General features: G+C 66.8%; 21 protein-coding genes. 8 read left to right on the top strand and 13 right to left on the bottom strand.

Going from position 1 to position 20,509, the window contains the following annotated elements:
* Positions 1–15: 15 nt before the first annotated feature.
* The 5 genes from H5T77_RS03990 to H5T77_RS03970 all read right to left on the bottom strand — a co-directional run bounded on the left by H5T77_RS03990 (position 16) and on the right by H5T77_RS03970 (position 6,267).
* Entirely contained in the window at positions 16–1,545 is a 1,530-nt protein-coding gene (locus H5T77_RS03990) for a carboxyl transferase domain-containing protein (protein ID WP_292645345.1), read from the bottom strand.
* A 65-nt stretch (positions 1,546–1,610) separates the two neighbouring features.
* Complete coding sequence (locus H5T77_RS03985; protein WP_292645343.1) at positions 1,611–2,225, bottom strand: DUF6518 family protein; 615 nt, start codon at positions 2,223–2,225, stop codon at positions 1,611–1,613.
* A 53-nt stretch (positions 2,226–2,278) separates the two neighbouring features.
* Entirely contained in the window at positions 2,279–2,839 is a 561-nt protein-coding gene (locus H5T77_RS03980; RefSeq protein ID WP_292645340.1) for an SACE_7040 family transcriptional regulator, read from the bottom strand.
* A 34-nt stretch (positions 2,840–2,873) separates the two neighbouring features.
* Positions 2,874–3,560: an SWIM zinc finger family protein gene (locus H5T77_RS03975; protein WP_292645337.1), complete on the bottom strand. Its 687-nt coding sequence runs from the start codon at positions 3,558–3,560 to the stop codon at positions 2,874–2,876.
* A gap of 7 nt (positions 3,561–3,567) precedes the next feature.
* On the bottom strand, positions 3,568–6,267 hold the full coding sequence (locus tag H5T77_RS03970; protein ID WP_292645335.1) for a DEAD/DEAH box helicase: 2,700 nt from the start codon (positions 6,265–6,267) through the stop codon (positions 3,568–3,570).
* Between the two features lie 108 nt (positions 6,268–6,375).
* Here H5T77_RS03970 and H5T77_RS03965 point away from each other — a divergent pair, with 108 nt between their 5' ends.
* Genes H5T77_RS03965 through H5T77_RS03945 form a run of 5 tightly spaced genes read left to right on the top strand, consistent with a single transcriptional unit; the run spans position 6,376 to position 10,811 of the window.
* On the top strand, positions 6,376–7,110 hold the full coding sequence (locus H5T77_RS03965; protein WP_292645333.1) for a molybdopterin-dependent oxidoreductase: 735 nt from the start codon (positions 6,376–6,378) through the stop codon (positions 7,108–7,110).
* Positions 7,111–7,144: 34 nt separating this feature from the next.
* A complete protein-coding gene (locus H5T77_RS03960; RefSeq protein ID WP_292645331.1) occupies positions 7,145–8,752 on the top strand; it encodes a DHA2 family efflux MFS transporter permease subunit in 1,608 nt (535 codons plus the stop codon).
* Positions 8,753–8,801: 49 nt separating this feature from the next.
* Positions 8,802–9,614, top strand: coding sequence for an endo alpha-1,4 polygalactosaminidase (locus tag H5T77_RS03955; protein ID WP_292645329.1), 813 nt, complete (start codon positions 8,802–8,804; stop codon positions 9,612–9,614).
* A gap of 47 nt (positions 9,615–9,661) precedes the next feature.
* Complete coding sequence (locus H5T77_RS03950; protein WP_292645327.1) at positions 9,662–10,225, top strand: DUF4333 domain-containing protein; 564 nt, start codon at positions 9,662–9,664, stop codon at positions 10,223–10,225.
* Positions 10,194–10,811 carry a hypothetical protein gene (locus H5T77_RS03945; protein WP_292645325.1) on the top strand — a complete coding sequence of 206 codons (618 nt, stop codon included), beginning with the start codon at positions 10,194–10,196 and terminating at the stop codon, positions 10,809–10,811. The genes H5T77_RS03950 and H5T77_RS03945 overlap by 32 nt, the downstream gene beginning before the upstream one ends.
* Here the strand turns inward: H5T77_RS03945 and H5T77_RS03940 are convergent.
* The 5 genes from H5T77_RS03940 to H5T77_RS03920 all read right to left on the bottom strand — a co-directional run bounded on the left by H5T77_RS03940 (position 10,778) and on the right by H5T77_RS03920 (position 15,312).
* The gene (locus H5T77_RS03940) at positions 10,778–11,797 is read right to left on the bottom strand and encodes a hypothetical protein (RefSeq protein ID WP_292645323.1); all 1,020 of its coding nucleotides are present in this window, start codon (positions 11,795–11,797) and stop codon (positions 10,778–10,780) included. The genes H5T77_RS03945 and H5T77_RS03940 overlap by 34 nt on opposite strands.
* Positions 11,758–12,744, bottom strand: a complete 987-nt coding sequence (locus H5T77_RS03935; protein ID WP_292645320.1) for a hypothetical protein — start codon at positions 12,742–12,744, stop codon at positions 11,758–11,760. The genes H5T77_RS03940 and H5T77_RS03935 overlap by 40 nt, the downstream gene beginning before the upstream one ends.
* Positions 12,737–13,072 carry a hypothetical protein gene (locus tag H5T77_RS03930; RefSeq protein WP_292645318.1) on the bottom strand — a complete coding sequence of 112 codons (336 nt, stop codon included), beginning with the start codon at positions 13,070–13,072 and terminating at the stop codon, positions 12,737–12,739. The genes H5T77_RS03935 and H5T77_RS03930 overlap by 8 nt, the downstream gene beginning before the upstream one ends.
* A gap of 396 nt (positions 13,073–13,468) precedes the next feature.
* A complete protein-coding gene (locus H5T77_RS03925; protein WP_292645315.1) occupies positions 13,469–14,026 on the bottom strand; it encodes a hypothetical protein in 558 nt (185 codons plus the stop codon).
* 113 nt (positions 14,027–14,139) lie between these two features.
* Positions 14,140–15,312: a hypothetical protein gene (locus H5T77_RS03920; protein ID WP_292645312.1), complete on the bottom strand. Its 1,173-nt coding sequence runs from the start codon at positions 15,310–15,312 to the stop codon at positions 14,140–14,142.
* A 315-nt stretch (positions 15,313–15,627) separates the two neighbouring features.
* Here H5T77_RS03920 and H5T77_RS03915 point away from each other — a divergent pair, with 315 nt between their 5' ends.
* Positions 15,628–16,239, top strand: coding sequence for an RAD23 family protein (locus H5T77_RS03915; RefSeq protein ID WP_292645309.1), 612 nt, complete (start codon positions 15,628–15,630; stop codon positions 16,237–16,239).
* Positions 16,240–16,256: 17 nt separating this feature from the next.
* Here H5T77_RS03915 and H5T77_RS03910 read toward each other — a convergent pair whose 3' ends face one another.
* From H5T77_RS03910 to H5T77_RS03900, 3 genes are all read right to left on the bottom strand, one after another.
* Entirely contained in the window at positions 16,257–16,640 is a 384-nt protein-coding gene (locus H5T77_RS03910; protein WP_292645306.1) for a hypothetical protein, read from the bottom strand.
* 68 nt (positions 16,641–16,708) lie between these two features.
* The gene (locus H5T77_RS03905; protein WP_292645304.1) at positions 16,709–17,998 is read right to left on the bottom strand and encodes a cytochrome P450; all 1,290 of its coding nucleotides are present in this window, start codon (positions 17,996–17,998) and stop codon (positions 16,709–16,711) included.
* Complete coding sequence (locus H5T77_RS03900) at positions 17,985–18,290, bottom strand: hypothetical protein (protein WP_292645301.1); 306 nt, start codon at positions 18,288–18,290, stop codon at positions 17,985–17,987. Before H5T77_RS03900 ends, H5T77_RS03905 begins: the two co-directional genes overlap by 14 nt.
* Positions 18,291–18,497: 207 nt before the next feature.
* Between H5T77_RS03900 and H5T77_RS03895 the strand changes: the two genes are divergently transcribed.
* Both H5T77_RS03895 and H5T77_RS03890 read left to right on the top strand, forming a co-directional pair.
* Positions 18,498–19,712 (top strand): sensor histidine kinase, encoded by a 1,215-nt coding sequence (locus H5T77_RS03895; RefSeq protein ID WP_292645299.1) that lies wholly within the window; start codon positions 18,498–18,500, stop codon positions 19,710–19,712.
* Complete coding sequence (locus H5T77_RS03890) at positions 19,709–20,404, top strand: response regulator transcription factor (protein WP_292645296.1); 696 nt, start codon at positions 19,709–19,711, stop codon at positions 20,402–20,404. The genes H5T77_RS03895 and H5T77_RS03890 overlap by 4 nt, the downstream gene beginning before the upstream one ends.
* Positions 20,405–20,509 lie beyond the last annotated feature (105 nt).

The following is a 20,509-nucleotide window of genomic DNA, read 5'->3' as shown; positions in this document are numbered from 1 at the left end:
ACTCAACCATTCCAGTCACATCCTGAAGATTCCGTAGCGCGGCTCGGGCGTGGGCGCGTTCGCCGCCACCGCGAGCCCCATCGCCAGCACCCGGCGGGTGTCGGCGGGGTCGATGATGCCGTCGTCCCACAGCCGCGCGGTGGCGTAGTAGGGCGAGCCCTGGGTCTCGTACTGGTCCCGGATCGGCGCCTTGAACTCCTCGTCGTCCGGCTTGCCAGCGACCGTCGCGAGCACCGAGGCGGCCTGCTCGCCGCCCATGACCGAGATCCGCGCGTTGGGCCACATCCACAGGAACCGCGGGTCGTAGGCACGACCGCACATGCCGTAGTTGCCGGCGCCGTAGGACCCGCCGATGACGACGGTGAACTTCGGGACCACCGAGCAGGCGACGGCGGTGACGAGCTTGGCGCCGTCGCGGGCGATGCCCTTGTTCTCGTACTCCTTGCCGACCATGAACCCGGTGATGTTCTGCAGGAACACCAGCGGGATGCCGCGCTGGTTGCACAGCTCCACGAAGTGGGCACCCTTGAGCGCCGACTCGGAGAAGAGGATGCCGTTGTTGGCGACGATGCCGACCGGCTGTCCCTCGATGTGGGCGAACCCGCAGACCAGCGTCTCGCCGTAGAGCGCCTTGAACTCCTGCAGCTTCGACCCGTCGACGATGCGGCGGATCACCTCGCGTACGTCATAGGGGGTCTTCGTGTCGGCGGGCACCACGTCGGCGAGGGTCTCGGGAGACTCGACCGGCTCGTCGTAGGCCTCGACCGGCCTCGCCTCCTGGGCGGGGAGCGTCGAGACGATCCCACGGACGATCTCGAGCGCGTGCTTGTCGTCGTCGGCGAGATGGTCGACGACGCCGGACCTACTGGCGTGGACGAGCCCGCCACCGAGTTCCTCGGCGGTGACCTCCTCGCCAGTGGCCGCCTTCACCAGCGGCGGCCCGCCGAGGAAGATCGTGCCCTGGTCGCGCACGATCACGGTCTCGTCGCTCATCGCCGGCACGTACGCGCCGCCGGCGGTGCACGAGCCCATCACGGAGGCGATCTGCGGGATGCCGCGCGCGGACATGTTGGCCTGGTTGAAGAAGATCCGCCCGAAGTGCTCGCGGTCGGGGAAGACCTCGTCCTGCTTCGGCAGGAACGCGCCGCCGGAGTCGACGAGGTAGATGCACGGGAGGTTGTTCTCCGCCGCGATCGTCTGCGCCCGCAGGTGCTTCTTGACGGTCAGCGGGTAGTAGGTGCCACCCTTCACGGTCGCGTCGTTCGCGACGACCATGCACTTGCGGCCGTTGACCAGCCCGATCCCGGCGACCACGCCCGCCGACGGCACCGCCCACTCGTCCGCGTCGTCGTACATCCCGTACGCCGCCAGCGGAGCGACCTCGAGGAACGGTGACCCGGGGTCGAGGAGCCCGTCCACCCGGTCGCGCGGGAGCAGCTTGCCCCGGTCGGTGTGCCGTTGCCGGGAGCGTTCGCTCCCGCCTTGCCGTACGCGCTCGAGCCGCTCACGCAGCTCGTCGGTGAGCTCCCGCAGGTTTGCCGCCATGAGGTCGAGGTTAACGGTTATTAACCTCCGGTGACAAGAGCGCTCCCGGCGCTATTCCGGGGCAGCTACAGCACCAGCCCCACGGCCACCTGCCCGACGACCCCGGCGACGAGGGCCGGCACCAGCCAGCGCGCGAGCGCGGGGTACTGGCTGCGATGCCGGCCGAGGCCGACAGCCAGGAGGAGGGCGATGGCACCGAACAGCCACGCGGCAGACGTGTAACCCAACCGGAAGTGGTAGCCGACCACGGCTTCACTCGCATAGGCCGCGACCAGGAGGGCCGCTCCGACACCCGCGGGAGCCGCGCGCCACCACGAGTGGCCTGCAGCCCCGAAGATGGGGCCACCCACCACCGCACACAGCAACCACACCACGACGTAGCTCGTCGAGACGCCGAAGCCGCGCAGGTCTGCGGTGACGTAATAGGCGACGACCTGCAGCAACGTCGCAGCCACCCCCGCCACCACCGCGGTCAAGAGTCGCGGCTGGAGCGCTCCCGCGACGAACGCGGTCGTGAGCCACGGGCTCACGGCGTTGACCAGGGCGAGCCAGGGATAGTCGAAGTACTTCTGCAGGAGCGAGGTGAGTACACCGACGGCGACCCCCAGGGCGAGGGCGATCAGGATCCTTCCCAGGTGAGGTCGCTGCTGTCGAGCCGAGTCTTCGAGAGTGGAGTGCACGACGGGAGCCTAGTCTCTGTCCGCTCGTCGGCAGAGCTCCGTCGACGACGCGGTCAGGCCAGAGCCGCGCGGGCCATCCTGACGAGTACGTCGCGAGTGGCCTCCTCGGGGAGGACCCGGTTGTGCGGGGTGGAGTTGATCAGCCCGAAGACGCCGTGGGCCATGGCCCTGGCGGCGTCGGGGGTCAGCGACGGGTTGCGGTCGCGGAGCTGGTCGGCCCAGAGGTCGACGTACTTCCGCTGCAGGGTGCGCACCTGCTCCCGCGCCTCGTGCGGGAGCGACTGCCAGTCACGCTCCTGGACGACGATCAGGGCGCGGTCGCGCAGGGCGAAGTCGACGTGCCAGTCGATCAGCGCCTCGATGGCCGCATCGGTGCCCGAGGCGGCCTTCACCCGGGCGCGCCCTTCGCGAAGCAGCTCCTGGGAGATCGAGACGAGCATCTCTGCGAGCATCGCGTCCTTGCTCGGGAAGTGCTTGTAGAGCGCCGGACCGGAGATGCCGCAGGCCGCGCCGAGCTCGGAGACGGAGACGCCGTGGAAGCCGCGGGCTGCGAAGAGCTCGGCCGCGGTGTCCAGGATCTGCTCGCGCCTGGTCTTCGTCGGGGCCGAGGTCATTGCATGAGGTTATCGCGTGGGCTCCATGGGCATCTCACTCCTCGAGCAGGTGACGTGCCCGGAGCACCGCGTCGAGCGCGATCTCGACGTCGTCGACCTGATCTCGGGACGACTCGCCGGTCATGGCGACATCGGCGGCGGCGGGCCCCGCCGGCCGGTGCCTGCGCATCCCGTCACGCAGCTGATCGAGGAGCTCGTCACGCTCCGCTCCGCGCAGATGAAGCAGGACGGACGCGTCGCGGTCGACGGTCCAGCAGAGCTGATGCATCACCGCGAGCGAGTGGCCGCACACCACATGCCAGTAGCCGCAGGTGCAGGCCACCGTGAGCTCCTCGCCGTACGGGACCAGCTCGACCCCCGCCTCCTCGGCATGCTCGGCCACGTCGAGCGGCAGCTCGCCGGATAGGAGCGCCTCGGTCCGCTCGACTGTGGCACCGACGACCTCCGACAGCGCGGTGACGGCGTCACCGGACAGCACCGGCACCGTGCCGGTCACGGTCCACAGCCCGCGCTCGTCCTCGACCGCCGCCGCGAACCGACCGGCCTCGATGACCAGCCCGCCGATCCGCCCCGAGCGGGCGAGCGACCGGGCGCCGGAGAGCTGGGTCTCGTCGTACGCCAGCTCCTCGATCGCCCTCAGGAACGCCCGCCCCCACCACGACTCGACCCGCACCATGCCGCGCCGGTGCGGCTCGCGGGCGAAGGTCAGCACCGAGCTCATCGGGTGCTCATGAGGCGATCCGGCGGCGCTTCTGGCGCTTTTGAGGACCGAGCTTGACCAGCTCGCGGAGCTCGGCGTTGGACAGCTCGGTGAACGCGGCCTCGCCGCCTCCGAGGACCGCGTCGGCCAGGACCCGTTTGCGCTGCAGCAGCTCCGCGACGCGCTCCTCGACGGTGCCCTGGGTGATGAGCCGATGCACCTGGACAGTACGCGTCTGGCCGATGCGGTGGGCCCGGTCGGTGGCCTGGTCCTCGACCGCCGGGTTCCACCAGCGGTCGACATGGATCACGTGGTCGGCACGGGTCAGGTTGAGCCCGACGCCGCCCGCCTTGAGCGAGAGCAGGAAGACCGGTACCTCGCCGTCCTGGAACCGCTCGACCATCCGTGAGCGCTCCTTCACCGGGGTTCCGCCGTGGAGGAACTGGTGGGCGACGCCCGCGGAAGCCCAGTGGGCCTCGAGGAGACGGGCCATCGCGACGTACTGCGTGAAGACCAGCACCGCCCCCGACTCCGCGAGGACGGTCGAGACCAGCTCGTCGAGGAGGTCGACCTTCTGCGACCGTCCGGTGATCCGACCGCCCTCCTGTTTCAAGAACTGTGCCGGATGGTTGCAGATCTGCTTGAGCCCGGTCAGCAGGCTGAGCACGAGCCCACGCCGCTGCGGGTCGTCGGCGTCGAGCCGCTCGATCCGGGCCATCGCGTCGCGCACGTAGGCCTCGTAGAGCACGGTCTGCTCCCGCGTCAGCGTCAGCAGGTGGTCGGTCTCGGTCTTGGGCGGCAGCTCGGGAGCCACTCCGGGGTCCGACTTGCGCCGCCGCAGCAGGAACGGGCCGACCAGCGCGGAGAACTCCTTCGCCTTCCCGACGTCCGCGCCCGCCTCGATCTGGCTCGCCCAGGCGCGACGGAAGGCCAGCCGGCTGCCCAGCAGACCCGGCACGCACCAGTCGAGCAGGGCCCACAGCTCGGTCAGGTTGTTCTCCACCGGGGTGCCGGTCAGCGCCACCCGGGCGTGCGAGGGGATCTCGCGGAGCGCCTTCGCCGTCGCCGAGGCGGCGTTCTTCACATGCTGCGCCTCGTCGGCGACGACGAGCCCCCACGGCACCGCCGAGAGCAGCTCGACATCGCGCCGCATGGTCCCGTACGTCGTCAGCACCACGCCGCTCGCACCCTCGGCGTCGCGCTCGGCGCCGTGGTGGCGGCGCACCTCCACCTCGGGCGCGAACCGGGCGATCTCGGCCTCCCAGTTGCCCAGCAGGCTCGCCGGGCAGACCACCAGGGTCGGGCCTGCGTGCTCCTTCTGACGATGGAGGTGGAGCGCGATGGTCATCAGCGTCTTGCCGAGCCCCATGTCGTCGGCCAGACAGCCACCGAGCCCGAGCGAGGTGATGCCGGCGAGCCAGGTCAGCCCTTCGACCTGATAGCCCCGCAGCGTGGCCTGGAGACCGGCGGGCACCTCGACAGCAGGCCCCGAGGTCGCCGCGATCACCTCGTCGCGGAGGCGCGCGATCGAGGCTCCGATGATCACCTTCTCGCCGGGCGCGGCCTGGGTGACCTCCTCCGGCACCTGGCCGGTCAGGGCGACAGCCAGCGCCTCGACGCCGCTGATCCGCTTGAGCAGCCGCTTGCGCGCCCGCCGCAGAACCGAAGGATGGACGACCGCCCATGCCCCTCTCAGCCGCAGAATCGGCCCCGCGGCCATCGCCAGGGCGTCCATCTCGGCGGCATCGAGCGGCTCGCCACCGAGCGCCATCTGCCACTGGAAGGCGAAGAGGCCCTTCTCACCCAGCGGCGACTCCCGCATCAGGTCCTCGCGCGCGGCGGTCGAGGAGGACGGCACCCGGTCGACCGCGACCGACGTGGTCAGGTCCCGTGAAAGAGACCGCGGCCAGAGGACGTCGACGCCGCGCTCCTTGAGCCACTCGACGCCGTCCTCGAGCAGCCCGACGACCTCATCGGTCGACAGGGTCACCGAGGAGGGCACAGGCAGATCGAGCAGCCGGTCGAGGACCGGCCAGGCCTCGGCCGCTCCCCGGAGAGCGACCTGCGCATGCGTACGCGCCCGCGGGCCGAATCCGTGATCGTCCTCTTCATCCCACAACCGCGCAGCATCGACAACGTGCAGCGGGTCGGCCTCGTCGTGCACCTGCGGCACCAACGTCAGCGATCCCTCGAGCAGATCCTCCTCCGGCGCCTCGACCCGGAACGAGAGCCGCACCAAGGAGGGCAGCTTGGCCGTCACCGGCCCCTCATCGGCCCGGTAGCGCGCCAACCGGGTCTGCAGCGACTCCCGGAACGCCCCCGACCCGGAGGCCTTGGGCGCCGAGGTCGGCACCGCGTCCGCCACCGCGGCCACGATCTCCCGCACCAGCAGCTCGGCCGCTTCGCCGTCCAGGTCGCCATAGGCGCGCGACGCGGCCAGCAGCCGCACCCGCTCGTCGTCCTCCGGCTTGTAGCGGACCGCCCACGAGCCACCGCCGGGCTCCAGCTGCCCGGCGGCCACGAACCGGAGTCCGAGATGGGCTGCCGACGCGACCAGAGCGACCGAAGGATGCACGTCGGAGGCGGCGTACGCCTTCTTCAGGACCGGCAGCGCGGCCCGCATCGGCAACGACACCGACCGCCGGGAGTCCACGAACTCCACGGCCGAGTCCCGCGGCGGCTGCGCAGGCCGGAAGACGGCGCGGCCGGTCACGGGTACGAAGGACATGGATACGACCGTATCCGCCACCGCCGACGGTTTCTCATCCTCGAGGATGAGGTGGCCGCGCCCCAAGGTTGAGGCGCGGCGTGCCGGGGCACTGTCACGGTGGATGACATGGCTGAGACCACCCACCCACGCGCCGCCCTCCCGCCCGGCCAGAAGCGGATCGACTTCTTCCCACGCTTCGGCCGACGTATAGACCAGCCCCCACCGGCGTTCGGCGAACATCCGACGGTGGTCTTCGGCGGAGCGCTCACGGCGCCGGTCGAGGTCGCCGTGGACGAGCTCGTCGGCGCCGGTCGTCACGACGTCGATGCCGACTTCCACTGCGTCGCGGGCTGGTCCGTGGCCGGCCTGCACTGGGAGGGCGCCGCCTTCGCCGACGTCTATCGGCGGCACGTCGCACCGGCCGTCGTACCTGGCACGATCGTCACCCACGTCACGGTGCGCGGCCTCGACGGCGAGCATTTCGTGGCGGAGCTGGAAGATCTTCTGGCCGACGATGTCCTGCTCGCCGACCGGCTGGATGGCCGGCCGCTCGACGGGGACCACGGTGCACCGCTGAGACTGGTCAACCCGGCGCAGTACGGGTACGCCAACATCAAGCATGTCTGCCGCATCGACGTGTTCGCGGGTGCGCCGCCTGCAGAGGCGCCGAAGCTGGTCGACCGGCTCCTGCACTCCCACCCGCGTGCGCGGGTCTGGGAGGAGGAGCGGCACGGCACGCTGCCCGGTTGGCTGATCCGCCCGATCTACCGGGTGGTCAAGGTCGTCATGCTCGCCGGGGCCGCTCGCCGCGAGAAACCAGCGGGTGAGCCAGGTCACCGTTCAAACGCAAATAATGGCTAGGGAACCTATCGACCCGCACGTAGGCTGACAACCCGTGACAGAAACTTCTGCCAAGCCTGAGAAGACGCCGGACGACCACCTCGACAAGAGCGTGCTCATCGTCGCGGGCGTCGTCGTGCTCGGATCGATCATGTCGATCCTCGACATCACCGTAGTCTCCGTCGCGCTGGAGACCTTCCAGCGCGAGTTCGACGCCACCTCTGCCGAGGTGGCCTGGACGATGACCGGCTACACCCTCGCCCTGGCGACGGTGATCCCGCTGACCGGTTGGGCCGCAGACCGGTTCGGCACCAAACGCCTCTACATGACCGCGATCGTGCTCTTCGTGCTCGGTTCGGTGCTGTGTGCGCTGGCCACCACGCTGCCGATGCTGGTCGCCTTCCGAGTCATCCAGGGCCTCGGCGGCGGCATGCTGATGCCGCTCGGCATGACCATCCTGACCCGCGCCGCCGGCCCCGAGCGGGTCGGTCGCGTGATGGCGATCCTGGGTGTGCCCATGCTTCTCGGCCCGATCCTCGGACCCATCATCGGTGGCGCGCTGATCGACTCCGCCTCGTGGCACTGGATCTTCCTGATCAACGTCCCGATCGGCGCCGTCGCTCTGGTGTACGCCTGGCGCGCGCTGCCCAAGGACCACGTCGAGCCGTCGCAGTCCTTCGACTTCCTCGGCATGATCCTGCTGTCCCCGGGTCTGGCGCTGTTCCTCTACGGCGTCTCCTCGATCCCCGAGGCCGGCACGCTGCTGGACACCAAGGTGCTCTCGTTCATGATCGTGGGCCTGCTGCTGATCGCAGCCTTCGTACCGTGGGCGATGTCGTCCCGAAATGACCACCCGCTGATCGACGTACGCCTCTTCGGCAACAAGGAGCTCACCGTCGCGGTGATCACCCTGGCGATCTTCGCGATGGCGTTCTTCGGTGCCTCGCTGCTCTTCCCGCTCTACTACCAGCAGGTACGCGGCGAGGACGCCCTCCACGCCGGGCTGCTGTTGGCGCCCCAGGGTCTGGGCGCGATGGTGACGATGCCGCTCGCCGGCATGCTCGCGGACCGGATGGGCCCGGGCAAGATCGTCCTCAGCGGTCTCACCACGATCGCGGTGGGCATGTTCATGTTCTCGCAGCTCGACGACACCACGCCCTACTGGTATCTCCTCGGGTCGCTGTTCATCATGGGCCTCGGAATGGGCGCGACGATGATGCCGACCTTCGCCGCTGCCCAGGCGACGCTGCGCGAGCACACCATCGCCCGAGGCACGACGCTGGTGAACATCGTCCAGCAGGTCGCCGCCTCTGCCGGCACCGCGCTCTTCTCGGTGCTGCTCACCAACGCCCTCGCTGGCAAGGAATCGGTCTCCGCGGCAGGTGACCTCGCCGACAAGCTCGGAGTCCCGGCCGATGGCCTGGAGAAGTTCATGACCGACCCGGCCAACCAGCAGAAGGTCGGTGAGGCCGCCGCCGCGCTGGGCCTCGACCCGGCCAAGCTGCCCGAGATCTTCAAGGCGATCCCGGTCGAGATGGCCGAGGCCTTCTCGACCACCTTCGTGATCGCCGCGATCCTGGTACTGGCCACGCTCATCCCCGCGTGGTTCCTGCCGAAGACCAAGGCCGAGCACGGAGCTGCCGCTCCTACGGTTCTCCACTGATCCGCTCACGCGTACGCAGGGCCGGGCTGCCGTTGGCAGCCCGGTCCTCGTGCTGTTCGTGGCCCTGTTCGCCCTCATGGGTTGCAGCTCCTCTCCAGCTGCCGACCCCGCAGCGGATGTCGCGCTCCCACCGACTGACGGCGTCTTCGACTACCAGCTCGGCGGCACCTCGGAACAACTCTCCGACGGCACCCCGATCGACGTCGTCGTACGCGACGCCTCCGCTGCCCCGCTCGAGGGCGCCTACAACGTCTGCTACGTCAACGGCTTCCAGACCCAGCCCGGGTCCGACTGGTCCGATCGCCCCGAGGCAATCCTTCGCGATGGCGCCGGCAGTCCCGTACGCGATCCCGACTGGCCCGACGAGCTCATCCTCGATCCCTCCGCCGCCTCGGCCCGCGCGTCGATCCTCGAGGTGATCACCCCGGTCGTCGACGGATGTGCCGAGGCGGGCTTCGACGCCATCGAGATCGACAACCTCGACACCTGGACCCGCTTCGACGCCATCTCGCAAGAGGGCGCCCTCGCCCTGGCCTCGGCATATGTCACCGCCGCCCACGAACTCGGTCTCGCGATCGCCCAGAAGAATGCCGCCGAAGCCGCCCGCCCCGCCCACGACGAACTGGGCTTCGACTTCGCGGTCGTCGAGGAGTGCGGCGCCTACTCCGAGTGCGCCGCCTACACCGACGTCTACGGCGACCACGTGCTCCAGATCGAATACCCCGACTCCCTGACGGGCGCAGACCTCACCTTCGCCGACGTCTGCGCCGATCCCGAACGCGCTCCGCTCACCATCCTCCGCGACCGCGACCTCGTGGATCAGAACGAGGCTGCGTACGTCTATGACGCCTGCGGCCGGTGATGGAAATAAACGATCGAAGATCGATCTCAAAGTGATTACATGACTTCATGACAGCCAAACGCGCCATCTCGGGCGCATTCGCGGGCGCGGTGCTCATGGCCGCCACAGCATGTTCTGCCTCCTTCCACATCGGCGGGTCCATGGACGAGGCAGATGTCGAGAGCCAGCTCTCGCAGGCACTCGAGGACCAGACGGGGACCAAACCCGACGAGGTCGACTGCCCCGGCGATCTGAAGGGCAAGACCGACACCACCATGAAATGCGTCATCAAGGACGGCAGCGACGACATCCCGGTCACACTGACCGTCACCGAGGTCGACGGCACCGACCTCAGATTCCGCTACGAGGTCGCTGAGGCCACCAAGGACGCGAGTGCGTCGGGGGCGACAGTCGACGAGATCCAGCTCGAAGAACGGATCTCCACCATGCTCGAGGAGGAGGTCGGTCAGAAGCCCGACGAGATCGACTGCCCAGGCGATCTCGCCGGCGCGGTCGGTGAAACCATGACGTGCACGCTCACCGCGGGCACTGACGAGCTGGGCGTCGCCGTCGAGGTGACCGCAGTCGAAGGGTCGACGGTTGACTTCCATATCGAGGTCGAGGGTGCCTGAACCGATGCCAACGCCGCTAGCAAAGCTGCTGCCACAGATCGTGACCTTGAACCTCCCGGATCAACCCTTCAGCTACTACGCCCAGGGAAACCAGATCACCGGCTGGTGGGACATCGCCAAGGTGACGAGCCTCTATCCGACCCAGGTCACTCATGCCGACGAGTCCTACCGTCTCACCGTCACGCTCAACGAGTCCGACGGGACCTTCTACTACAGCGACTCCCGCCGGTCCGCCGAGTGGAAGGCAGAGTTCACCGACGACGACGGCTTCAAGCTCAGCGGCGAGCTTGAATGGCGTGCCGGCAAACGCGTCGAGAAGAGCGGGACGTTCCAGTTCGGCGGTCTCAACCGGTCCTCAACCGGCGGCGACCAGCCCGAGGTCGGCTTCCAGCCAGTGATCTACTCCTTCGAGACCAGCCGGATCAAGGACCCGCTCTTCGGCTGGCTCCGGTCCCACGGATGGAGCCAGAGAGGTCTCCTCGGAAGCTCTTCGCGCACTGAGATGGTCAGCGCCGCGCGCCTATACAATTCATGCCTCGTCGACCTGCGCCATCACTTGACAACCACCTCTCCGGTTGTCCGATAAAGCTGCTCCGGGGCACCCCCAGATGGCGAATCTGACTCCACCTTTGCATAAAGCTCGACCTCGAGCGGGATCGAAAATGACTGGCCAATGCTTGTGCGCCAGACAGACTCGACCGAATCCGATCTACCGTCGCCCACTGCAATGGGCTCGGCATCTTCCGGAGCCGCCGAACTATCGACGCCGACCACGACGGACTCAGGCACGAACCGCGGAGCGCCGCCTGTCGATGAGTTCAAACGCAAGGGAACGCTTAGCTCGACATCTGCCACAACCCACTCAGTCTCAGGTGCCGCCCATCCCCTTTCAGCGAGATAGGGAAGCCTCAAGTATTGACCAGAGCAATCCAATTCAGAGCTCGTTGGCCCTTCGCGACCGAAATCGTCGAGCGCACAGGAAACAGCGGATTCCCCGCCAGCGAAGGAATATTGCTCCATGACAGATCCATTTGAATCGATCGGGTCACCGAGGGAAACCGTTTGGACAACTCCATCGAAGTCCACTTTGAGTTCCAATTCGCTATCGCCGGGTGGAATCCCAAGATAGAAGGAATCCATCCCAGTCGTAAGCGATTCGGACTGGTCGGCACTCTTCACTAATTTAGCGCTGGAGCCACCTGACGCAATCGATATCGTCACGTCCGCAGCGTCTGGATGCATGAGTGCGTCGACCTCGGGAGAATACCGCTCAAGAGACCACGCAAGACGGACTACACTTTCCGGGTCACTGGAAAAGCGAACCTCGTCGGGGAAAGAATCCACGGGTTCATCGCGAAACTTGAGAATACCACTAGGAACCTTGACCTCTGTGATCCTGCCGGAATCAAGTTCCCCATAAGCGCGAATCGCTTCGATCTCAGCCTTGCTATCGCTCGAACAACCAGCGAGAAAGAAAGACAATCCAACGAATACTACAATCAACGCGCTCGCAATTGACTTCCTTGCTTGCATTACTGTCGTGAGTCCTTCATGTTCGGGCGCATCTTCCATTGGTCAGGGTCCGAGAGCTCCGCCGAGTTGTCTTGATCGAGGGCGGGCCACAACCAATCGGTTCCGACGCCCGCGCCGGCATCAGACAGCGCGGTCCAACTCATGTAGGTCGAAGTTTCGGCATTCATGTTCACCTCCTGAAGCGGCTGAAGGCACCCATTAATGAACTCCTTTCCACGTGCCACGAACGATAAGATAGGGCCGATCTCCATAAGAACCAGGTTTCCGCCGTCGAAGGCTGAAGCAATCGTGTCAACAATTCCAACTTCAAGCGCCTTGACTGCTTGAGCGACCCCAGACCAAGCTCTCTTGATCATTTCAGCAAGCTGCGAGAGGAGATCGGCCGCACTTCTGAGCCTTTCCGGAAACAGGCGCATCGCTTCGATCTGATCTTCGTAAGCAAGCTCAAATGCCTCAAACCCGATATATGAGCCTCCGGTTTCCCAGTATTTTCCGAGATCTTTGGAATCACCCTCGGCATCGCTGGCGGTCTGCTCTATCGTGTTCGCGGCCTGCCGATACGACATGGCGATAGACATCAACCTTCCCGGGTCACCGAAAACGAGGTCGATGAACTTGTCGAGCGCGGCTTCAACCTCATCTATAGCTTGGTCTACACCGTCGAGGGTCTGATCGAGCTGACGCTTGAGACCTTCTCTGACCACGTGGGCAAGTGGACCGAGACCGGGTATCGCCGCACCCAACAAGTCCCCACCTGTGATCTTGATGAATCCCATTTCAATTAGTTCTTGCTCCCCAAGCGCATCGATCTTCTTCTCGACGGCATTCTTGCCATCCTTAACACCATCCTTCAGTGCCTGGATGCCGGCTCGAACTGTTCTCGCAAACTCGAACGGGTCTTTAAACAGCAACAGGTTGGTCGCCTGCCCGACAACTGTCGCACCATCGTACGGATCGAAAGGAATTACTACCGGGGACTCAGACACGGGCTACCCTTTGCTCCTGCTGTCGCGCGCCCTCCTCGACGGCTTCGTCAGTTTCGTCCAGAATTCTGGCCGCATTCTCCAGGCCTTCGCCGACCTGTTCGCATGCACCCTTGGCATCAATCAGGCAACCCACCACAGACTGAATGAAATCGTCATGGACGCTCTGAACCGCTGCGAAAACCACTCCGAAGTATTTGGCGCCCGCACCTTCCCCGACACTGGCTTCGGTCGAAGCCGCGCCTAGGCCACTGGGAACATCGCTCGTCCACACAGTCGCTGCCCGGCGCAGTTTGTCGGTCTGGACGCAAACGCCATTCGTTCCACTCATTGACAAAACACCTCTTCGAGTTCGTCGCCAATTTCCGAAAGAGTGGCCCGTAGAAGCCAATCAGGATCAACGATCGGTTTGACAGGGTTGCCCGCCGCCGTAAATTCAACCCGTATGTGTCCACGGCGCGATTGTCGGTCACAGGCCACGGGCGACCGATACGGTCGCGAGGCATCTTGCTCTCCCGACGTCCAGACGTCCGAAAGGCGAGAGGCCTCAGCCCGAACGTAGGCCGAATGCAGAAGCTGCCAGAATCTCTCCGCCAACCGACCTTCGTCGCTAAGCGAGTGCACGCTGATTCGGCGCACTCGACGCAGATCGTTCATCTCGACTTGAATTGATCCGTCGCTATCAGTGCCTGTATATGTCGTCACGACTCAGATCCCCCGAGGTGTCTCACTGCAGGCCCCCGCTGGCCACGCACGGTCGCTCTGCGATTCTAGCCCGAATCGTTCGTGCGTGATGGGTGTGAGCGGCGCGCAGCAGGGGCGCATACTTCTCGGGCCCACCCGCACAGCACTTGCCAAACTCGGCATCCTGCCGTTGCTGCTGGACGAGGTTCTCGTACTCGTCGTCGACCCAGTCCTTGGAGTAGTTGGCCTGATAGCCCACGTCGGCGGCAGTGTTCTCCTCATCCTTACCTCGACTACCCTGGCCACCAGCCGCTCCGGCGTCACCGCGCTCGGTGGTCTTGTGCCGTTTGAAGGGCCTCGTTTCCGGGAGCGTCATCCGGCGTCCGATCATGATGAGAGGTTCGCGGTCTTGACCCCCTAGTCGTGATCGGCCTTCCTTCATCCTCAAGCCGATTGGTCGTGCCGAAGCGGTGCCACCAACAATGGCGCCGGCGATCTTCGCTGGCAGGGACCCGAAGATGACCCTCCTCACATGGCCAGCAGCAGGCTTGATCGCCCCGGACGATGTCCCCACATCAGACCTGATGATCTGTACGTTCATGCGCGCCCCCCGAGAGTTTCGCGTGTGTTCTCATCACACTCTTACCCCGAACTCGGAGCCTTAAACATCCTTGTTCGCAACGCTAGCTGCGCCGCACCTTCGTGCTGGCGCTCTCAGCGTCCGTTGCCGGAGTCGTCGCCCTGCGTTGTGTTGGGGACCCAGCCGCGGGATGCATTGGGGTCCAGGACGTCGCTTGCGGTCTCGGTCCAGTCGTCGGTGTAGTCGGCTTCCCACTCTTGGTTCTGGCTGCCGTTCTGATCCCGTTTCTTGCCGCCGCGACCGCCACCTGCACCGGCCGCTCCTCGGCCAGCAGCACCGCTGCGGGCAGCGCCGCGTCCTCCAGCAGCACCGCCGCGCGCCCCGGCTCCCGTGCCGCGCCCGCCCGCCGCTCCGGCGCCACGAGCACCCGCACCGCGGGCACCCGCACCAGCGCCTGCTCCCGCGCGGGCCCCGGCGGTGCCTGCCTTGGCGGCTGTGGACCTGGCGGCGGCTGACCGCGAGGCGGCGCCGGCAGTGGCGGCCTTTGCGGTGCCCCCGCCGGACCTGCTGGCCATCGCCTTGGCCACACCGGCAGTGAGGAGTGCACCGCCGCCAGCGATCGCAAGGGCGGCCATTCCACCCGCACCGCCGGCACCGCCGCCCAGCGGAGCGAGGCCATCAGCTGTCTCGACCATCGCGTACGAGGTGGCGGGGGCACGGGTCCCGTCGGCGTTGACCCAATCGGTGCCATTCCACTCCGGCTTGTTCTCGGCCTTGTGCGCCTCGATGTTGGCCTTCTCCTGAGCGATCAGCTCGTGGCCCATGCCACCGGGGTAGAGGGTGCCGGAGTTGTACTTTCCGATGCGCGCCTGCGCCGCCGCAACCTGGCTGGCGGAACCCGGTTGCGTCGAGGTGCCAGGAGGCAGCGCGTTGGAGTCGCTGCCGCCGTCGTACAACGCGCGTACCTTTGGCTCCGCCTCCTCGACGGAGACATCGACGGCCTGAACCCTCTGCGCAGCTTCACGCTCGGCATCGGCGATCGCCGCCTCATCCTTGGCGTAGTCCTGCTTGGCATCGGCGTACTTCTGCTGGTTCGCCGTGGCTTCGGCGGTCGACGTGCCACCACCCGGCTTCGTGTTGAAGGACGATTCCGGTGGCACCGGGTTGTGAGAGGACGGGAGTGTCACCTCCAGCCGCTTGTGCGCTTCCTGCGCTTCTTTCATCCGGTCACGAACAATCCACAGCGCCGCTGTCGCCTTCTCGAGCACATCGCGCTTCTTGTTGGTCTCCTTGCCCGACGTCTCCATGTCACGCCTTGCGGCGGCACCCGACAACGAAGTGTCAGAGAACCCGTCCTCAACGCGTGGAGCGTTGCTGATCATGGTGTTGCCGGCCGCATCAAACCTGTCGGTAGCACGTTCCCAACTTCGGACCATCGACTCGATCGCTTCAGGATTACTTCCCCGTACGTATTCACCGAGGCGTTGCATCCATGGACCTTTGACCGTCATCGTCCCTCCCGAGGACTCAGTTGGGGCACCGGACTGCCCCCTTTACAAAGTAGACAGCATGGGCGTACGCGACGCCAGGCTCGCGCAGCCGTTTGCTCTAGAGTCTCCCCCATGACGACCTCTCGGACGATCGCGGTGACCGCGTTGATCCTGACTACTGCCCTCGCTGGAACCAGTTGCGCGTCGTCTACAGGAAACGACCCGGAGTCCCCGAGCACAACAAGTGGGAGCACTGCTGCCAGCGAGTCGCCAACCGCATCTCCCGTTCCCAACGATTGGCAAGAGGCGTCGGTCGACGCTGCTCGGCTCCAGGTTCCACCAGATTGGACCATCGAGGCTGGCGGGGCTGAGACCGTTTCGATGGTTGCTCCTCAAGATGACCTCGGCTATTCACCTGGCTTCGGCAACCTCCTTGCCAGCAACCTCGGAGGCGGCGGCGACATGACATCCAACGTCGAGACCATTGCAGGCTATGAGAAGGATCGGCTGACCACCAGTGGCGCCGCTCGTCTGAAGCGTCTCCCAGACGTCACGATCAATGGAGCGCTCTTCTACCACTTCCAGTACGAGAAGGATCGGACTTGGAACGACAGCTACGCCACCGTGACTGAGGACGGTGAACAGCAGATCACTGTGAACTGGGACTTCAACAAGAGCGACATCGATCGGAAGGGCGCAAACGCCCTGATCGCTAAAGTCATGCCGACCTTCGAGCGGCTCTGAGATTCGCCAAAAGCCGATCAGACTGCGAAGTACTTGCCCGGTCCTGCCTTGTCGAAGATCGAGAGCGGATTACTCATCAGAGCGACAGCGGAGGCGAACTTCTGCGCAGTGACCGCCGCGTCGACGTCCGCGCCTTCAAGCGCGACCATCGCTTCATGAATGCCGTCACTGGTCGACTTGAGGCCTTCCGCGGTCTCGCCGAGGGATCGGTCGATGTTCCGATGACCCTTCGCAACGACGCCAGCGAGCCACTCGCCGCGGGCAGACCCGCCGAACATTCCAGCGACCGGGTCGACGAGCGCCTTTCGCTCCGAGATCACCAACTGACGCTCGTCTTCCAAGGCCTTTCGAGCGTTGTCCAACCTGACCGCGTCAACGCTTACCTGTCCGTTGTCACCCATGGTCCGCCCTCCCGAGGCTTCCGTACGCACCCCCGGCGGGTGCCTCAGTAGGAGTAGTACACCACGGCTCACAGTGCGACGGGCAGGGATGCGTAGCCGCGGAGGACGCGGGTGCTGCGGCGTACGCCTTGGCCTGCGACGCGGAGGGACGGGTGACGCTCGAACAGCAGACGGAGGCCGATGCGGGCCTCCAGGCGGGCGAGGCTGGCGCCGAGGCAGAAGTGGGTGCCGGCGGAGAAGGAGAGGTGCTGGTCGGCGTTGGGCCGGGTGATGTCGTACGTGTCGGGGTCGCCGAAGACCGCAGGGTCACGGTTGGCTCCGCCGAGAACCACGGCGACGGCAGTGCCTTTGGCGACATCGACGCCCGCCACGCTCGCCGCCGCATAGGCCTCGCGGACGGTCACGATGACGGGCGGATCCCAGCGCAGAGTCTCCTCGACGACACCGTCGACCAACGACGGGTCCGCCAGGAGGAGGTCGCGCTGGTCCGGGTGGCCGTCCAACGCCGCCACAGCGTTGCCGATCAGGTTGACCGTGGTCTCGAAGCCCGCGCCGAGCAGCAGGAGCCCGACGGCGTGAAGCTCGATGTCATCGAGATCGCCGGCGATCACCAGGGCGCTGAGGAGGTCGTCGCCCGGGTCGGAGCGAAGACGGCGTACGTGGTCCTCGAACCAGTGGTGCAGGGACCGCATCGCGGCCTCGACCTGCGAGTAGTCGCGCCAGGAGAGGCCGGGGTCGAGGATGGCGGCGGCCTGGTCGCCCCAGCGGAGGATGTCCGCCCGCTCCGAGTCAGGCACCCCCAACAGCTCGGCAATGACGGCGAGCGGGAGCTTCGTGGCGTACTCCTGGATGATGTCGACCCGACCCTCGTGCGGGTCGATCTGATCGAGAAGCTCACCCGCGACGGCGGTGACCGTCTCCGCCATCGAGCTGACCCGACGGGCAGTGAACGCCTTCGAGACCTGCTTGCGATAGCGCGTGTGCAGCGGCGGGTCGACCGCGAGCATCGACGGCGCATCGAACGGGCCGAGGGCATCGGAAGCACTCACCTTGGCGAGCAACCACCGCAGCGGCACCGACAGCTCGGCCTGGCCATCGCCGACGCCGAAGTCGCTGCTGCGCAGGATCTCGTTGGCAGCCGCGTACGAGACCGTGCCGGCCATGAACGGCTGCATGTGGATCGGGCCACGCGCTCGCAGGGGCCCGTAGTCCGGCGTGTCCCGGGACCACATCAGCCCCGCGAGCGGGTCGCCGCGCCACGACGCGGAGCTCAGCACCGCTCGGCTGATCCCGTGGGATAGGGCCCAGCGGGCGTACGACCGGGGTCTCTCGAGCGGTGACGCCTCAAGCGGAGGCATCGGTCAGCTCTTCTCTGAACTCGTGGGTGCCGATCCGGCCCATCAGCGGAGCCAGGTCGGCGAGCAGATCGGCGAAGGTCTCCTCGTACTCGTCCTGCGACAGCGATGGGTCCAGCTGCGCCTGGAAACGGATCCGCCAACGATGGCGGAGGGCTTGGGTCAGGCGTTCGGGGGTGCCGAAGGCATCGGCATACGCCGCCGACCAGGGCAGTCGGCGCGAGAAGCCGGCCCGCAGCTCGGCCTCCGCCTCGTTGAGCAAGCGAAACCGCTCATGGGTCTGCGTCCACGTCATCGTGTTCACCGTCCTCTTGCTGGGTCTGTCCTGGGCCAGGGGTCTCGACAAGCTCGACCTCCGGCGCCGGGGTGATCACGACGCTATTGCCCACATCAGCCCCAGACATCGGACGCTGTCAGGCACCTGGCTTCCTACCCTGGTAGCAGGTCGACCGCCTGCCACGGTCGGATGCGACCCAGGTCACGCGTTCCTAGACTGGACGACATGAGTGCCCAGAGCCTTGCTCGCGACGTGCGCGACTTCCTGGAGGGACGCGTACGCAGCAAGGATCTCGACATCCCCTGGTGGGCGCCGCTGCTGTCGGCCGCCGGGCTCGTCGCGATGGTCACCGTCGCGGTGCTCCAGCGCGAGGCGGCCGGCGAGATGGTGCTCGCTGGGCTGGTGATCACCGTCCCGTCGCTGAGCCTCTTCTTCATCCCCAACACCGGCGAATGGCTCAAGCACCACATGTGGGCCGTCGACCTCATACCGACGTTGGCCGGTTCGGCCTGGCTGATGTCGCAGCCAGCGACGGCGTTCTGGCCGCAGCACGACTTCGCGCCGGCCGTGCTCGTGCCGCTCGCCCTCGAGATGGTCGTCCGCGAAGGCTTCCGGACCGGCACCCTCTACGCGGCCGCCTCGGCCATGGTGATGGGGGTCTTCGCCACGAACACCCCCAGCGGCGTCGGCGTCCACTTCCTGCTGCTGTTCGTCGGCTGGATCCTTGGGCTCCTGATCCTCGCCCAGATGCGGGCCCTGCGCGCCGAGCGGCTCGCCCGCGAGCAGGAACACTCACGTGCCACCGAGGCCGAGCGCACCCGGATCGCCCGCGAGATCCACGACCTGGTGGGGCACTCGCTCTCGATCACCCTGCTCCACCTGACCGCCGCTCGACGCGCAGTCGCTGAAGGCGACGACCCCGACGAGGCGGTCTCCGCGCTCACCGAGGCGGAGACGATCGGGCGCCGAGCGATGACCGAGATCCGGCGTACGATCGGGGTGCTGTCGGCCGACGGCGCCGGGACGGCTCCTCTGCCCGGGGCTGCGGACGTCGTCCGGCTCGTGGAGGAGGGTCGCAGCGCCGGCCAGACCATCACGTTCTCGTCCTCCGGCGACCTCTCCCGCATCGATGCCGGCATCGGGCTGGGCATCTACCGGATCCTGCAGGAGTCTCTCGCCAACGCCATCCGGCATGCTCCCGGCGCACCCATCTCGGTCTCGTTGGCGGTCTCGGACGGCGTACGCCTCTCCGTGCAGAACCCGCTCGTCGGCGCCCGGCGGGGGGTCGGTGTGAGTGTCGGGGAGGGGTCCGGGCTGGCCGGCATGGCCGCCCGCGCCGAGCAGCTCCGCGGCCGGCTGTCGGCCGGAGCCGAGGAGTCGATGTGGAAGGTTGACCTGGTGATCCCGCCGCACTGTCTCGTACGCAAGGTCCTCGCATGACGCCGGTCAACCCCGCCGCCGGCAACACAGCCTCGCCGATCCGGGTGATCGTGGTCGACGACCAAGAGCTCGTACGCAGCGGCCTGCGCCGCATCCTGCGCCGGCGTGACGGGCTGGAGATCGTCGCCGAGTGCGCCGACGGCTCCGAGGTCATCGCGGCTCTCGAGGCCAACCCGGCCGACGTCGTGGTCATGGACCTGCGGATGCGGCAGGTCGACGGGATCACCGCCACCGGTCTCGTGCGCGCGCTGCCGTCGGCGCCCCCGGTGCTGGTGCTGACCACGTTCGACGAGGACGAGCTCGTCTCCGGCGCCCTGCGTGCCGGGGCCGCCGGCTTCATCCTCAAGGACTCACCCGCGGAGGAGCTGGTCATGGCCGTACGCTCCGTCGCTCTCGGCGACGCCTGGCTCGACCCGGCCATCACCGGCCGCGTCCTGGCCACCTACCGCTCAGCGGTCGCGCCGTCGCCGTCGAGCGCGGTCGAGGTCTCCGAGCTCACCGACCGCGAGCTCGAGGTCCTCCGTGGCCTCGCATCCGGCTGGACCAACTCCGAGATCGCCGAACGCCTGGTCATCTCCGAGCTGACCGTGAAGTCCCACATCGGCCGCATCTTCGCCAAGCTCGACCTCCGCGACCGCGCCGCCGCCATCGTCTTCGCGTACGACCACGGCATCGTTCGTCCGGCATCCTGAACCCTTGCCCCGCTGGTCGAGGGCCACTTCGTTCAGACCCTCGGATGAGCGAGCGTGTCGAGACCAACACAGTGCCCTCGGCGCTCGAGCCGACTGTGTTGGTCT

The sequence above is a fragment of the Nocardioides sp. genome (assembly GCF_014360585.1).
Classification (GTDB): Bacteria; Actinomycetota; Actinomycetes; order Propionibacteriales; family Nocardioidaceae; genus Nocardioides.
Note: the sequence above shows the minus strand (reverse complement) of the source record. Positions and strands in the feature narration are given on the sequence as shown.

Coding starts and splice junctions, on each gene's coding strand:
- H5T77_RS03990 (WP_292645345.1), bottom strand. CDS start 1,545: ATGGCGGCAAACCTGCGGGAGCTCACCGACGAGCTGCGTGAGCGGCTC.
- H5T77_RS03980 (WP_292645340.1), bottom strand. CDS start 2,839: ATGACCTCGGCCCCGACGAAGACCAGGCGCGAGCAGATCCTGGACACC.
- H5T77_RS03975 (WP_292645337.1), bottom strand. CDS start 3,560: ATGAGCTCGGTGCTGACCTTCGCCCGCGAGCCGCACCGGCGCGGCATG.
- H5T77_RS03970 (WP_292645335.1), bottom strand. CDS start 6,267: ATGTCCTTCGTACCCGTGACCGGCCGCGCCGTCTTCCGGCCTGCGCAG.
- H5T77_RS03965 (WP_292645333.1), top strand. CDS start 6,376: ATGGCTGAGACCACCCACCCACGCGCCGCCCTCCCGCCCGGCCAGAAG.
- H5T77_RS03950 (WP_292645327.1), top strand. CDS start 9,662: ATGACAGCCAAACGCGCCATCTCGGGCGCATTCGCGGGCGCGGTGCTC.
- H5T77_RS03940 (WP_292645323.1), bottom strand. CDS start 11,797: ATGGAAGATGCGCCCGAACATGAAGGACTCACGACAGTAATGCAAGCA.
- H5T77_RS03930 (WP_292645318.1), bottom strand. CDS start 13,072: ATGAGTGGAACGAATGGCGTTTGCGTCCAGACCGACAAACTGCGCCGG.
- H5T77_RS03925 (WP_292645315.1), bottom strand. CDS start 14,026: ATGAACGTACAGATCATCAGGTCTGATGTGGGGACATCGTCCGGGGCG.
- H5T77_RS03920 (WP_292645312.1), bottom strand. CDS start 15,312: ATGGAGACGTCGGGCAAGGAGACCAACAAGAAGCGCGATGTGCTCGAG.
- H5T77_RS03915 (WP_292645309.1), top strand. CDS start 15,628: ATGACGACCTCTCGGACGATCGCGGTGACCGCGTTGATCCTGACTACT.
- H5T77_RS03910 (WP_292645306.1), bottom strand. CDS start 16,640: ATGGGTGACAACGGACAGGTAAGCGTTGACGCGGTCAGGTTGGACAAC.
- H5T77_RS03905 (WP_292645304.1), bottom strand. CDS start 17,998: ATGCCTCCGCTTGAGGCGTCACCGCTCGAGAGACCCCGGTCGTACGCC.
- H5T77_RS03900 (WP_292645301.1), bottom strand. CDS start 18,290: ATGACGTGGACGCAGACCCATGAGCGGTTTCGCTTGCTCAACGAGGCG.
- H5T77_RS03895 (WP_292645299.1), top strand. CDS start 18,498: ATGAGTGCCCAGAGCCTTGCTCGCGACGTGCGCGACTTCCTGGAGGGA.
- H5T77_RS03890 (WP_292645296.1), top strand. CDS start 19,709: ATGACGCCGGTCAACCCCGCCGCCGGCAACACAGCCTCGCCGATCCGG.